This window comes from Paenibacillus alba (genome assembly GCF_013204855.1).
Taxonomy (GTDB): Bacteria; Bacillota; Bacilli; order Paenibacillales; family NBRC-103111; genus Paenibacillus_E; species Paenibacillus_E alba.
In genome coordinates, this window is the sequence record NZ_JABMKZ010000024.1 from 1 (window position 1) to 14614 (window position 14614).

The following is a 14614-nucleotide window of genomic DNA, read 5'->3' on the forward strand; positions in this document are numbered from 1 at the left end:
CCACTCCAGAGGGAACGTCGTTCCTCTATTTTGCCAAAAACCGTGCTAAATGGACCGCACGCGGAACTCTGTTCCTCTATTTCACTGTTTCGCCCCCGAAATGGGCGGATTCACGCGAAATTGTGGATCGTAGTTCCGCAAGGACGCTTACATCGGCCGATTTGTCATATATAGCGGATCATAGTTCCTCTTGACGGCTGCCAAACGTCCAACTAATCAGCTACTTTCCCTTGTAGCTACTCTCCGCGTTCTCCCAACCATCTATTTAACTCCACCACCAGTAGCAAATCCACTCCAGAGGGAACGTCGTTCCTCTATTTTGCCAAAAACCGTGCTAAATGGACCGCACGCGGAACTCTGTTCCTCTATTTCACTGTTTCGCCCCCGAAATGGGCGGATTCACGCGAAATAGCGGATCGTAGTTCCGCAAGGATACGCATATCGGCCGATTTGCCACAAATAGCGGACTATAGTTCCATTTCGTAAATGGATTTTGCTAGCTAACACTCGCTACTCATATTTAATTGATTATAAAAATTATATAAAGTATTATTATTATACTTTTCTTTATGCTTTGTGTTTCCTTTTCCCCGTTTTCTCAGTACAATAAAGCAAAGACTATGATGAATCAGGTGATGACATATGAATAAAATTCCTCTTTATAAGCAAATCTACCAATCCATCAAAGATAAAATTCTAACCGGAGAGCTGCGCCCCAAAGATCGCGTGCCTTCCGAGCAAGAATTTATGGATGCATTTATGGTCAGTAAAATTACGGTGAAGAATGCTTTGGCCGTATTGGTTGACGAAGGGCTCGTCACTCGCATTCAAGGAAAGGGAACATTCGTTTCAGCTAACCCCAACTTCCTTGCAGAGGTGCCAAAAAGCCACACGAACGCCCCATCTGCCGCTCATTACATAGGTCTGATTATCCCTACCATGAAGACAAAAGTCATTCAACGACTTGTCGACTATATCGAATTTCACGTCAAAGAAGCCGGGTATCAGCTTGTCCTGCATATCACACGCGAGTCTTCCACGGAAGAATCACGTTCCGTCCAAGAACTAACCAACACCAAGGGTGTGCGCGGCATTATTGTTTTCCCTACGGAGGACGAAAGTTATAATGAATCGCTGCTCCGACTATCCCTGGATAAATATCCGTTCGTCTTCATCGACCGCTATTTGCGTAATATTGATACCTACCGGATTACCTCCGATAATTGGGGCGGCGCCTATGAGACTGTTACCAATCTGCTAAGCGAAGGCCATCAGCAAATAGCGCTGATTTCCCCGGATAACACGAATACCACGATTGAAGATCGGACCCACGGCTTCGAGAAAGCTTATATTGACGGCAACATTCTGATAGATAAAAGCCTATGGTGCCATGTCCCGATCGACATCCTCAGAAATGGGGACACCTCCGCTTATATTGTAAAGTTCCTTCATCAGCATCCGAGCATTACGGCTGTTTTTGCTCTGACCGCTGAGATGGCCAGGCTCACGCACCATGCTCTGCATCAGGAAGAAGACTTGAATCCGCTAATCGAGCTGGTGTCCTTCGATGATCCTGAAATCCCGGGGATTTCACACATTTTGCAAGATGAAGCACAGATGGCCTTATCGGCGGTTAAATTGCTGCTCGAGCAGTGTAACGGGCAGTACGCTCCGCAGCGTATTGAGGTACCTGTGCAGTGGGTACATGCTTGAGCATGGACGTGTGCGACCTCTGAGCCTGCCTTTTCAGCAGGCTCGAAGGGGGTCCGCGGCTCTTCTCCTTCTGAGCCGGCTTTTTGGGCTGGCTGAGTTCGGCTTTGCTAGGGTTTGTTCCTTTTTTGAGCTTGAGCCTGACTTTTCGGCAGGCTCAGAGGCAGTCCGTGGCTCTTCTCCTTCTGAGACTGCTTTTTCGGCTGGCTCGGTTCGGTTTTGCTGGGGTTTATTCCTTTTTTGAGCTTGAGCCTGCCTTTTCGGCAGGCTCAGAGGCGGTTCGCGGCTCTTCTCCTTCTGAGACTGCTTTTTCGGCTGGCTCGGTTCGGCTTTGCTAGGTTCCACCCCCCAGTAAAACAAAAAAGGGTTAAGCTCTCGCTTAACCCCAAGCCCAAAATGAATCCCTTACCTTTGGCAGATGCCGGCAAGACTCCGATTCCAAAAAACGAAAATCTTCATTTTGCCGAATTTGCTACCATCAGAGCAACCACTTAACGCGAGTTGCAGCAACTCGCTCATCCCTCTACTCTGCTAGTCGCATCCACTGCTCATAGAGCGTGTCCAGCAGCTTCTGCGCCGCTTCTCTCTCCACCCATAGTTGGCCGAGCTCATCGTTCGCCAGATTACTTTCCAAGCGTTCGTCGAGCTTAGTCAGCTGCGATTCGCCATCGGCAATCTGCTTTTCAAGCCGCTCCCGCGTATACGCGGTGGAGCTTCCCGACTTCTCCCGAGATACAGAATTGGGAGCTATTTTACCCACCGTGCTTGCAGCAGCCGTTTTTTTCAATGAACCAACTTCACTTTGCTGACTATCGAGCAGCTCAGCTCTCTTCGCCTTATAGTCATCAAAGCTGCCCAGAAAGACAGTGATCCGCCCTTGATCCAACTCCCATATTTTCTGAGACAGCCTGTTCATAAAATATCGGTCATGTGTTACCGCCAACACGGTTCCCGGAAACTCCTCGAGCGCATCCTCCAAGGCTTCTCGCGAGGCAATGTCAATGTGATTTGTCGGCTCATCGAGAATGAGCAAGTTAGGCTTGCGCAGCACAAGCAGTGCCAAACGCAGCCGCGTCCACTCGCCACCCGACAGCGAGCTCACCGATTTGAACACATCGGCTCCATAGAAGAGATAAGCGGCAAGTCGTCCTCGCGCTGCGCCTTCTTCCATCTTCGCTTCCTCACAGAAGTAGCTCAGCACCGTTTTCTTATGATCCTCCGGATAAGCTTGCTGTGCCAAATAGCCAATATCCACGCGAGCACCCACCTCAAGCTCCCCTTGATCGGGCAGCTCTTCGCCAAGGATCAGCTTTAGCAGGGTGGTTTTGCCGGAACCGTTGTGCCCGACAAGCATGACCTTCTCACCATATTGGAGCAAACCATTCGCTCTGTGCAGCAGCACTTTATCGCCAAAACGTTTATCCACCTCTTCAAAACGTACAACTCTTCGACCGGAACGATCGTCCAGCTTAAGGCCGAATTCTGCCGCTTTAGGATCGAGAACAGGACGTTTCAGCTTTTCCATCCGATCCAGCGCTTTTTGCATAGATGCCGCACGGCGGAAAAACTTCTCATTATCTCCAATTCGGCCCCACTCGGTCAGCTTCTTAATGGTCTCTTTCATCTTCTTGATGACCTTCTGCTGCTCCTGATAGTCGGCAAACTGCTGCATGAGCCTGACTTCTTTCTCCTTCACATACCCCGTATAGGAACTGTGATAGATCGACGCTTCTCCATCTTCCAGCTCGACCATTTTCGTAACGGCTCGATCGAGGAAATAACGATCATGGGATACGACCACGCATGCGCCCTCATAATGAGCAAGATAATCCTCCAACCACTCCACGCCGGTCAAATCCAAATGATTCGTAGGCTCATCCAGCAGGAGCAAATCCGGCTTCCCGATAAGCTGAGAAGCGAGGGCAACCTTCGTTTTCTCACCTCCGGATAACGAAGCGAAGCTCCGCTCATAAAATTCGCGGGCAATACGCAGCCCATTCGCCACTTGGTCTATGCGGGCATCCATTTCATACCCGCCTTCGCGCTCGAAACGCTCCTGCAGCTGTGCATAACGTTTAAGCAGCTGATCGAGCAGATTGGCATCGTTCGCTGCTTCAACGCCGGCCATCTGCTGCTCCAGCTCCGTCATCACAGCCCGGCAGTCCATCAGCTCATGAAAGCCGACAGCAAGCACATCATACACCGTACCGCTCTCCCACTCTGTAGGAATTTGTGCCAGATAACCAATCCTCGTGTCTTTGCGTACCGTTAATTGGCCCTCATCGGGTTTTTCCATTTTGGCAATCAGGCGAAGCAGTGTTGATTTCCCGCTGCCGTTGCGACCCACCAGGCCAATTCGTTCACCCTGATGGATTTCGAACGTGACATCTTCCAGAACAAGCTGTGCACCGTGGTATTTTTTCACATTTTGAGCATTTATCATTAACATATAAGGAGCCTCCTGGTTATAGAAAGACCCCATCCTTCCGCAAGCAGCCAACAAAAAAAAGCCGCAGGAAAATTCCTACGACCTTTCGAATGATCCGTTCGAGGTTAAGGTAGGCGTCTTTTCGTGAGTTGTAGTACCGTATGAGCAAAATTGGACAGACCTCTCGCGTCTTTGACTGCTGCATGAACGATGCCAGCCATCGCAATGGGTAACTGGCTCACACGGTTGTTTGCAAACTCTCGATTCATCCTACCTTCACCTCCTTATGAAACATGATGTCAAAATCATAGCATAACCATCGGTCAATTCGCAACCGGAACCGTTCCTTTTTTAAGCTAACCTTATAAGAAGTCCCAGATCTGCTTGCCAATAAGGAGTAAACACACGGTTAGAAATAAAGGCCGAACATAGGCCGTACCTTTCCGAATCGCCATCCGCGAGCCTAGAAAAGATCCCGCTACCATCGCCAATCCCATTGGGATTCCAATGCTGTAATTGATAGAGCCTAATACCATAAAAGTCGCTAGACTAGCAATGTTGCTTCCGAAATTCAACACTTTCGAATTCCCGGCTGCTTTCACAAAATCGAAACCCAACATCAGAAAAACGAAAATAAGGAATGAACCCGTGCCCGGTCCAAAAAAACCGTCGTAAAAACCTAATCCGAATGCCGCACCGCCCATTAATAAGGCCGTCTTGATGGAATACTGCTGAAAGGTAGAGCTGGCTCCCCAGCTTTTACGAAAAATCGTATAAATAGTAATCAAAATCAGCATGATGACAACCAGCGGCTTTAAGAAATCCGAAGGAATCTGCCGCAGGACCATTGTCCCGCACACGGCACCTAACAAAGATAAGAGGAACAAGCCTTTGACGGCTTTTAAATCAATATTGCCCGAGCGCATAAAAGAAATGGTGCTTGTCAATGAGGACATCGTGCTCGCCAATTTATTCGTGCCTAGCGCCACGGCAGGAGGCAACCCCGTTGCCAGCAGCAGCGGTACCGAGATTAGCCCGCCTCCTCCAACGACCGAATCCACATAGGCTGCTAGAAATCCCCCAACGATGACGAAAATCATCATCTCTAAACTGATATGTATCATGCTGCAATGACTCCTTCTGTCTTGTATCGCGATAAATTTGTCCAATTCCTATTCTCGCATGACGCTTTCGTTCAGGCAAGGAGATAAACCTGGCAAGCAGCGGAATACAACAAAAACATCGGATAAACTCCGCCATATAGGCAAAAAAAAGAACAGCCGAGTTTACTCGAGCTGATCTCTCATCAAACTGCTGTCAGACTTCAGACTTGCTTCATTCGCCTATGCCTGGATGAACAATCCGTCTGGCAGCTTCGCATCCCAGTCCTGCGGGAATGGAAGACCAAGCGCATGCAAAGCGACAGCAGCGGTGTCCATAATACTCAAGCCGCTAAGGTCGGCATGAGCGGAAATCCCCGGACCTGTGCATCCCCAGAATACAGTCATATCTTTGGGATGATCGCTGCCGTGATTAAAAGCGTCCAATCCACCGCCTCCATGATCTGTTGTCACAATAAGCAAGCTGTCTTCCAGCATATTGGCTTCTCGAAGCGCTTGGCAGATCTCGCCAATCTGCCCGTCCGCATGTGAGATTGCCTGCAAATATTCGGCAGAGCCGTATCCATGCCGATGTCCGGCAGCATCTACATCATCCAGCTGAACGAACATAAGCTTGAGATCCGGAGTTGCCCGGAGATAAGCAGCAATAGCAGGGACTAATTCATCATCTGGCGCTTGGCATTTATCCATGACATCCAATTCCTCTATAATACCGGTCTGAATCGGCGCCCAACAAACGAAAGATGCCATCCTGCTATCTGGCTTTGCGCTGCTTAGCATGTGAAATAAGGAAGGAGTAGACGAATCCCGCGGATAGGTCTTCTCTTTTTGGATATACATGTGAGATTCATGCTTCTCTGGCCTTACACCATGCAGCAGCGAACCCCAACACTCCCCACTGTTCGAAGGAAAAACAGTTTGCGCACGGTCAGTTTGGCCACCTCCTGCGAGCAGCTTTTCGATGTGCGGTGTATGTGCTTCTCGAACGAAAGCTCCCGCCCCATCCATACCCAAAATGATGACTCGTTGAATTGCCGCTGTTGATGTCATAATGAGTTCCTCCACGTGTGTATTATCCTAAGTCCGGCGTATCCGTAAGCTCAATGACAGCCTTCTCCGCATGGTGCAATTCCAAAACAATGATCTCATTCGTACCCAGTTTCAGCAAAGGGGCAGGAAGATACAATGTACGCTGCGGCCCTTTTTCCCAATAACGCCCCAAATTAAATCCATTTACCCAAACAACGCCTTTGGCCCAACCATCTAATCGGACGAACGTATCTCCAGCCTCTTCAACGGTAAATTCCCCACGGTAAAAAGCAGGACGGTCTCCCTCTTCCGCTTCCGTCGTTGATGGCTCAAAGGGAACTGCCTCTAAATTGTCCATTGGGAGTGGATAGATCGTCCAATCGAACAAGAACTGATTGTTCATCCTCACACCCTCTGTAATTCCTTTATAATCTTTCAATTGCGGGCCATAGTTGACACGTCCCATGTTCTCGACAACAATATCCAGCTTCGCTCCTTGCGCCGGAATGTCCAGTGGGAGTGGATGGGCATCCCATCGCTCTACCGTTCCTTGATAGACACCGTCTAAGAAAACTTGTGCGCGATCATGCACGTCTTGCAGATGCAGCTTTTCACCTGTACGCGGTCCAGATATCTGGGTTGAATAAACGATGAACCCGTAATTTTGCCCAAGCTTCTCCATCGGCTCCGGGAAGGTTCGCTTCACGGGCTCAGCAAGCAGCGGCAAATGATTGAGCAGATCTGCTTTTTCAGTCAAAACGACAGGCCCATATCCTTTCTTCGCAATAGGCGCAGGCCATGCCGGGAAATCCTCCTCGGCTTTACCCAAATAATTCGCGATCACGGAGCGAACCGCTCTGTATTTCTCAGTTTCATCCCCGCATTCGGATAAAGGCGAATCATAATCATAGCTGGTGATCGTTGCTTCATATTTATCGTGATAATTAGCGCCATTATAGAAGCCGAAATTCGTCCCGCCATGGAACATATAAAAATTAACCGATGCACCCGCACGCAGCATACGATCGAAAACATCAGCCACATCGCCGGCATCTCTCGTATGGTGTGGTTTCAGCCAATGATCAAACCAGCCATTCCAGTACTCCATGCAAAAAAGCGGCTCATCCGCACGATACTCTCGGAATTTCTCGAAAGCTTCCTCTGATTTGGAGCCGAAGTTGACGGTAGCTAGCGTACCGGGAACCGTTCCGCCCTGCAGCATGCCATCTTCCGGACCATCGGACGTAAACAGCAAAACATCCACCCCACGTCGGATCAACCCATCACGCAAATAAGTTAGGTAAGCGGTGTCGTTTCCGTAGCTGCCGTACTCATTCTCAATTTGCACCGCCAAAATGGGCCCGCCATTCGTGCTTAGCAGCGGAGTCAACCGAGGAATCAGCTCATCATAGTAGCGATCCACTTTTTCCAAATACATCGTATCCATGCAGCGAAGCTTCATATTCGAATATTGCAGCAGCCAGGCCGGCAGCCCGCCAAACTCCCACTCTGCACAAATGTAGGGACTTGGACGCACAATGACATGCAGCCCCAAACTGCCTGCAAGCTTAATGAACTTCTCCACATCCGCAAGCCCTTCGAAATTAAACACATTTTCCTGCGGTTCATGCAAATTCCAAGGCACATAGGTTTCCACCGTATTGAATCCACATGCTTTAAGCTTCAGCAGTCGATCTTCCCAATACTCAGGTACGACGCGGAAATAATGGATCGCCCCTGACAACAGTTGAATTGGCGTCCCATCTAATAAAAATTGTTTGTTTTTTGCCTCTAAAATAGCCATAAATATCCCTCCGGATTATGAAAACGATTAGTGTTTATCTCCTCCTATCATCGCTGAAGGATACACGCATCTCAATCTCCAAATGGATCATTTTCTATACCAAATGTGCCAATTCGATGCTATGATAAAAAGAACCATTTTAAAGCAAGGGAGGACCCTACTACGGAAGATTTATATCGTTTCCCTAACCTGATTCAAACCCTTCAAGTCATAGGCTGCCATTTTGGAATCAAGCCTCCAGGGTGGGAGTATCCACGTCATCATCATCATTTATTTGAGCTGCTATATTGCTTGGAAGGCGAAGTCGTGCATGTTATGAACCGCGAGTCGGTGACCATGCGTGAGGGGGACTGGCTGCTGATCAAATCCGGCGTTCGGCATCAAACGACCAATCCGTCGGCTTTTAATTACAGCTATTTTAATGTGCATTTTGATCTCGATGATACGGAGATTCGCAGCCTGCTTGCCGCTACGCCTTTTCGATATATCACACGAGAAGAAGCCTCCGAGAGCAAGCTTCGCTACTACGTAAGCGAACTGGAGACGGTCATGCACCGCAACCGTCTGATCGCGCAAGAAGGCTCGGCCGCAGTGGCGCAGCCAACGCCTCTGCGCTTCGAGGATAAGCTGCTGCTCCAGTCCTACACCCTGCTCATCGTTCACGATGTGCTTGCTTTGTTTCGCGGACAGCCTGCGGCTGTTGGGCAAGCGGGGGTGGTGAGTGGGCGAGCACGGGCGGTGAGCGGGCAGGCGTCGGCGATGGGCGGGCAGGCATCGGTAGTGAGTGAGCAAGCGTTGGCGATGAGCGGGCAATCATCGGTAGTGAGCGAGCAAACATTGGCGATGGGCGGGCAGGCATCGGTAGTGAGTGAGCAAGCGTTGGCGATGGGCGGGCAATCATCGGCAGTGAGCGAACAAACATTGGCGATGAGCGGGCAGGCATCGGGAGTGAGTGAGCAAGCGTTGGCGATGAGCGGGCAGGCATCGGGAGTGAGCGAGCAAACATTGGCGATGAGCGGGCAAGCATCGGGAGTGAGCGAGCAAGCATTGGCGATGAGCGGGCAGGCATCGGCTGCGAGCAAGCAAACTGCAGCTGCGAGCGGGCAAGCAGAGACTGCTGGTAGGCAAGCTGCTGCGCCAAACACGCGAGCCCTTGCAACGAGCCGAGACGCCTCGTTGTTCACGACCGATGTCGCGCACGCCATCGAAGAGAAGCTTTCGCTTGGCCTCTGCGAGGAAACTACCGTCGCAGGGGTGGCCAAGGAGATGAACCTTAGCCGCAGCCAGTGCAGCAAGCTTTTCTCCAAGGTGTACGGCCTGTCACCGCGTCAATATGTCAGCCAGCAGAAGCTGAAGCTGGCCAAAGAGCTCCTCGTCACGACCCATCTGTCGATGACAGACATCGCGGACAAGCTCGGCTTCCAGTCAGCGAGCCACTTCTCGCGGCAATTCCGCCGCTGGACGGGCCAGTCGCCGAGTGAGTTCAGGCCCAAGCATCATGCTGCGCAGCCGGATTAGATGAACCGCTCAAGCTAGCTCATGTCACATGGAGCATCAATTGTGCATTCGTCGCGCGGGGCTTAGCCGCCGCCATACGGCATCCGCTCAGAATTACGCGCGCGCTCAGGAAAGCCTGCAATTGTGCAGGCTTTATCAACAAAATCATTCAAAAAGCCGAAAAGCCTGCAATTGTGCAGGTTTTGTCGCACTTTCCAACCTAAAATCAAAAACGAGCTCCAAAAGCCTGCACATTCGCAGGAATTTGCTAGTTTGAGGATGATTTGACCAATAAAAGATGCATAATCGCAGGTTTTTGCAACCGCAGGCACATATCCCTATGAACCGAGGAGAAATCTGCGGAACATTCCTCGTTTTTACGTCCATTGAGTCATCTTATTAGAGTCAAGTCAGCCACCTGGCAACCGAGAGGCTGCTCATGGCCCTGCCTCCTTGCCTCCCAGTCACCTTGTCTCCCTGTCTCCTTGCCTCCTTGTCTCCCTGTCTCCTTGCCTCCCTGTCTCCCTGTCTCCCTGCCTCCCTGTCTCCCTGTCTCCCTGTCTCCCTGTCTCCCTGTCTCCCTGTCTCCCTGTCTCCTTGCCTCCCTGCCTCCCGGTCTCCTTGTCTCCTTGTCTCCTTGCCTCCTAGCCTCCTAGCCTCCCTGTCTCCCTGCCTCCTTGTCTCCCTGCCTCCTTGCCTCCTTGCCCCTCTCCCCCTACTCGCCCTTCCGAAACTGTCCCGGCGTAATCCCTTCATACCGCTTAAACACGCGGATGAACGTGTTGCTATTCGTGAACCCGACTTTTTGCGTAATATCGGTGATGGTGTCATCGGTATCCGTCATCAGCTTCTTCGCTAGACGAACTCGCTGCTTGTTCACATAGTCAATGAACGTTTCGCCGGATTGTTCCTTAATGAAGCTTGATAAATACGGCGCGTTTACTTCGAATTTCAGAGATAATGAGGTGAGGCTCAGATCCATATCCGCCAGGTGTTCGTCGATATAGGTCAACACCTGATCCTTCAAGTTCGTGTTGTGGCTTTTCTTTTTGGAATCGACGTAATCGCATACGATTTTCAGGAATTTATAGATTTCATCCTCTATTTCGGCAAAAGATTCACATTGGGTCAGCTGCTTAATCAGCACGGTTTTCTCGACCGCCAGCTCGTTGGGACCTTGCTGGAAATGCTCGATCGCCTTCAGAATGGTGCCAATCAATTCAAACATCAACAGCTTCCCAAGCTGCAAAGACAATGTACCGTCCGATACATTCGTCACGATCAACTCACTGACCGCATCCATCGCCTCTTCGTATTGTCCGGTCTTGATATGATTGATCAGCTTCCGCTCTGTATCCAGCGGATAATACAGTTCATTCTTCGGCCTTTTGATCCGCTCATAAGGGATGATTTGGCTTGGCCCAATGACGAATTTGTATTCAAGGGCTTCCAAGGCTTCCTCGAAACCATGCGGAATGCCTGTCACTGACGGATGAATGTCACTGATCCCGATCGTCAGCTGGATATAGAATTTGCCTTGTATGATCGTTTGCGCCTCATGCGCGACCTCAATTAATTCCTGCTTCGCCGCCACTTCATCGTCGCCTTGGATATTGACGAGGAAGGCAACCATTCCTTCGACTTCAGTCGAATAAACGCTATGCTTCCTGCCGATTAGCTCCTCGGTAATATTCGTGACGATATAGTACACGTATTGCAGCCGTGACTCCGCGTCACCAGGCCCGGAGCCTTTGAATAAATCGGCATAATCTCCGATATGAAACAGCAAAATCGCAAACTTATTCGTTGCGAAGCGCAGCTCGAACGAAGCCATGGATTGCGCGAGCGCGGAGCCGCTTTCCACACGTCCCTTCAACAAGCGCGCCAGGAAATGACTGCGCAGCACGTCTTGCTGCAGTTGAATTGTCCGATTCGCGCTATCCTGGAAAGCCGCATTCTCGGTCATGAACGACTGGAGCAGTGAAAATTCGTTCCCGATGCCTGCCAGATTCGATTTGACCTTCGGCGAAATCATATCTACCATGCGGCGGATAGGCATGTAATGCCGTTTCGTCAGCCAGATGGACATAGGCCCGCCAACAAAAACACATAAGAACAACCCCGCATAGATCCAATCACGCAGCTGCCCCACTTTAGCTGAGTACACTTTGGATGGAACGATTGCGACATACTTCCAAGCATTTTCTACCGAGGAAACGTAAGAAACCGTGACTTCGCCTTGTTCCCATTTCTGTTGAAAGGAGCCTTCCGAAGAGGTCAAACGCCCATAGTCGATATCAGAGAGGTGGGAGGTTTCGCCAGCCGCCGTTAGAAGCTGATTGTTTGAATCAATAATTAGCACACTGCCGGACTGCGCAAGCTGGATATTGGCAATGGCTGCTTTCAGTCTTTCCATATTCAAAAGCACGACAAGCGTTGCTTTGGCGTCATTCATATTTTGAATCGGCAGCGATTGCAAGTACACCATGTCGCCATTTCCGAATTTCACAAAATTCCCGAAATACGTTTTATTTACAGCTTCCTGCCACTGGGCCATCGTCATCTCACTATCGCCGTGGAACAACTGAAAGAGCAGGTCCGCCTCATTCATGGCTGAGGTTGACACGCCGATTTGCTCCGTTTTCATATACATATACAGATCGGTGATATCCCCGTTAGAAGCTCCGTAAGAACGCAAGGAGGTGATAAGCTCCAACGTATCCAGCTTCACCTCGGGTGTGCTGAAATCCGTTTGATTAATAAATTTAGTCACCTTCGGGTCCAATGAAAGCTGCAGTCCCATCCGTTTAATATCTTTAAATTGGTTATCGAAGGATTGCTTCACTTGATTAAGCAGCGCTTCATTGGAACGTGTTACTTCCGAGCTTAACAGATGCTGGGATTGAAATAATACGACCATCGTGATGACGATAGGAATACATAGAATGGTTAAATTGGAGTACAACCAGAATAGAAACACGCTCCGCTTCAATGAAATTCCTCCCTTACTCTTGCTGTACGTTGTATTATCCCATCTCTGATATCACCTGTACATCATCGTTTTTTAGTGGATCGTCGTTTTTTATGATTTGTTGTGGAAATGGGAAAAACCCAAATATCCCGCTCCTTCTTTCTGAAAATTCCAAAAAGAGAGCAGGAAATGGGTTCATGTGCTTTGGGACTATTCTTTCACAGCGCCGACCATGACGCCTTTGACGAAGTATTTTTGCAAGAAAGGATAGACGATAAGAATCGGCAGCGTTGCGACCATAATCGTCGCGTACTTAATGCTTTGTCCAATAGCTTCCGTATCGCTGGCATTGCCTGTCCCTGTCGTCATCGAATCTGTGCTGTTCTGGACGAGAATTTCACGAAGAATAAGCTGCAGCGGAAATTTATCCCGATCATGCAGGAACAGCATCGCATTAAACCAGGAATTCCAGTGAGCCACTCCATAATAGAGCACCATCACGGCAATAACCGGCATCGAGAGCGGGACCACAATTTGGAATAAAATGCGGTACTCTCCCGCCCCGTCAATCTTGGCAGATTCGAGCAGTCCTTCCGGGATCGCTTCGAACGAGGTCCGCATGATGATTAAATTCCACGTGCTGATCGCCACAGGAAGGATGAGAGCCAGATAGCTGTTCCCCATATGCAGGAAATTATTGATCAGCAAGTACATCGGAATTAATCCTCCGCTAAAATACATCGTAAACACGATAGCAACCATCAGAAATTTACGCATGACAAATTTTCGCGATAACGCATAAGCGCCAATGGTTGTAAAAAAGAGATTAACCGCCGTACCCGCAATCAAAATGATCAGCGTGTTCCCGTAGCCTGTCAAAATGTTCGGATTCGCAATCACCTTCTCAAAAGCGGCGAGATTAAATCCAAGCGGTTTGAACAACAGCCCCGTATGCTGAATCAGCAGATTCGAGTCACTTATCGAAGCAACTGCCACATAATAGAACGGATAAAGTGTGCATATGATCAGCAGCATCATCAGTATGGCATTACCCACATCAAAGACTCGCTCAGCTGCGCTTGTTTTCATGGTTCGTACCTCCTACCACAACCGGCTCCCTGAGAAGCGGCGGGATATGCTGTTGGCGCTAATTAACAGAATGAAATTGATCATGGATTGGAACAAGCCTACGGCTGTTGTATAGCTGTAATCATTGCCTTGCGCAAGGCCCTCACGGTAAACGAAGGATGAAATCACATCGGCCGTTTCGTAGGTGTTCGGGTTATACAGCAGCACAATTTTCTCGAAGCCTACCTCCATCAAGCCGCCGATGCGAAGAATCAGCAAAATCATAATGGTAGGGATCAGCCCAGGCAGCGTAACGCTCCAAATTTGGCGAAAACGTCCTGCTCCATCGACACGAGAAGCTTCATAGAGCTCAGGATTAATTCCGCTTAACGCCGCTAAATAAATAATGGACGACCAGCCCAGCTCCTGCCAAACCGATGTACTGACAAAAATGCTGCGGAAATTACCCGCATCATTCAGCAGCGCTGTATCCTGCCCGCCGAAAAAAGTAATGATGCTGTTCGCAATACCACCTCGGTTCGTGAAATCAATAATTAAACCGGAGATGACAACAATGGATATAAAATGCGGCAAATAAGAAACCGTCTGGATGATCGATTTGAACAGCTTTTGGCGAATCTCATTGAGCAGCAAAGCCAAAATAATCGGTGCAGGAAAGCCAAAAACCAGTTGATAAAAGCTGATAAGAAACGTGTTGCGCAGGACGCGCAGGAAATAATAGCTTTGGAAGAAATCTTTGAAATGGACGAAGCCGACCCAATCACTGCCCCAGATCCCTTTGGCTGGACTGAAATCCTTAAAGGCAATAACCGCGCCGTACATCGGGAAATATTTGAAAATAAAGAAGTACAGCACAACAGGCAGCACCATCAGGTAAATTGCGCGATTTTTCTTCAGGTCGTTCGTTAAAACCCGGATGGAATTCCCCATCATTTCACTTCCTTTTGTAGAGATCAAAAAGGGGA

11 protein-coding genes are annotated in these 14614 nt (G+C 49.4%); 3 read left to right on the forward strand and 8 right to left on the reverse strand.

Annotation, left to right across the window (positions count from 1 at the left end; all coding sequences use genetic code 11):
* Window positions 1–194 (forward strand): hypothetical protein (locus HQN90_RS38370; protein ID WP_216855452.1); only part of this gene is annotated, 194 nt, incomplete at its 5' end.
* 448 nt (window positions 195–642) lie between these two features.
* Complete coding sequence (locus tag HQN90_RS24780; protein ID WP_173223699.1) at window positions 643–1713, forward strand: GntR family transcriptional regulator; 1071 nt, start codon at window positions 643–645, stop codon at window positions 1711–1713.
* A 520-nt stretch (window positions 1714–2233) separates the two neighbouring features.
* On the opposite strand, the gene abc-f is transcribed toward HQN90_RS24780, so the two are convergent.
* The 4 genes from abc-f to HQN90_RS24800 form a co-directional block, all read right to left on the reverse strand.
* Window positions 2234–4159, reverse strand: a complete 1926-nt coding sequence (gene abc-f, locus HQN90_RS24785) for a ribosomal protection-like ABC-F family protein (protein ID WP_173223701.1) — start codon at window positions 4157–4159, stop codon at window positions 2234–2236.
* 341 nt (window positions 4160–4500) lie between these two features.
* On the reverse strand, window positions 4501–5262 hold the full coding sequence (locus HQN90_RS24790) for a TSUP family transporter (RefSeq protein ID WP_173223703.1): 762 nt from the start codon (window positions 5260–5262) through the stop codon (window positions 4501–4503).
* 219 nt (window positions 5263–5481) lie between these two features.
* Window positions 5482–6309 carry an alkaline phosphatase family protein gene (locus tag HQN90_RS24795; protein ID WP_173223705.1) on the reverse strand — a complete coding sequence of 276 codons (828 nt, stop codon included), beginning with the start codon at window positions 6307–6309 and terminating at the stop codon, window positions 5482–5484.
* 22 nt (window positions 6310–6331) lie between these two features.
* Entirely contained in the window at window positions 6332–8092 is a 1761-nt protein-coding gene (locus HQN90_RS24800; protein ID WP_173223707.1) for a glycoside hydrolase family 35 protein, read from the reverse strand.
* Between the two features lie 105 nt (window positions 8093–8197).
* Here HQN90_RS24800 and HQN90_RS38935 point away from each other — a divergent pair, with 105 nt between their 5' ends.
* On the forward strand, window positions 8198–9610 hold the full coding sequence (locus tag HQN90_RS38935; protein WP_338042378.1) for an AraC family transcriptional regulator: 1413 nt from the start codon (window positions 8198–8200) through the stop codon (window positions 9608–9610).
* 62 nt (window positions 9611–9672) lie between these two features.
* On the opposite strand, the gene HQN90_RS24815 is transcribed toward HQN90_RS38935, so the two are convergent.
* The 4 genes from HQN90_RS24815 to HQN90_RS24830 all read right to left on the reverse strand — a co-directional run bounded on the left by HQN90_RS24815 (window position 9673) and on the right by HQN90_RS24830 (window position 14582).
* On the reverse strand, window positions 9673–9819 hold the full coding sequence (locus HQN90_RS24815) for a hypothetical protein (RefSeq protein WP_173223709.1): 147 nt from the start codon (window positions 9817–9819) through the stop codon (window positions 9673–9675).
* 485 nt (window positions 9820–10304) lie between these two features.
* Window positions 10305–12581, reverse strand: coding sequence for a helix-turn-helix domain-containing protein (locus HQN90_RS24820; RefSeq protein ID WP_173223711.1), 2277 nt, complete (start codon window positions 12579–12581; stop codon window positions 10305–10307).
* A gap of 189 nt (window positions 12582–12770) precedes the next feature.
* Window positions 12771–13649, reverse strand: a complete 879-nt coding sequence (locus tag HQN90_RS24825) for a carbohydrate ABC transporter permease (RefSeq protein ID WP_173223713.1) — start codon at window positions 13647–13649, stop codon at window positions 12771–12773.
* A gap of 12 nt (window positions 13650–13661) precedes the next feature.
* On the reverse strand, window positions 13662–14582 hold the full coding sequence (locus tag HQN90_RS24830; RefSeq protein ID WP_079410506.1) for an ABC transporter permease: 921 nt from the start codon (window positions 14580–14582) through the stop codon (window positions 13662–13664).
* Window positions 14583–14614: the final 32 nt, after the last annotated feature.

Excerpts from the sequence above, each read along its gene's own strand:
- HQN90_RS24780 (WP_173223699.1), top strand. The coding sequence starts at position 643 with ATGAATAAAATTCCTCTTTATAAGCAAATCTACCAATCCATCAAAGAT.
- abc-f (WP_173223701.1), bottom strand. The coding sequence starts at position 4,159 with ATGTTAATGATAAATGCTCAAAATGTGAAAAAATACCACGGTGCACAG.
- HQN90_RS24790 (WP_173223703.1), bottom strand. The coding sequence starts at position 5,262 with ATGATACATATCAGTTTAGAGATGATGATTTTCGTCATCGTTGGGGGA.
- HQN90_RS24795 (WP_173223705.1), bottom strand. The coding sequence starts at position 6,309 with ATGACATCAACAGCGGCAATTCAACGAGTCATCATTTTGGGTATGGAT.
- HQN90_RS24800 (WP_173223707.1), bottom strand. The coding sequence starts at position 8,092 with ATGGCTATTTTAGAGGCAAAAAACAAACAATTTTTATTAGATGGGACG.
- HQN90_RS24825 (WP_173223713.1), bottom strand. The coding sequence starts at position 13,649 with ATGAAAACAAGCGCAGCTGAGCGAGTCTTTGATGTGGGTAATGCCATA.
- HQN90_RS24830 (WP_079410506.1), bottom strand. The coding sequence starts at position 14,582 with ATGATGGGGAATTCCATCCGGGTTTTAACGAACGACCTGAAGAAAAAT.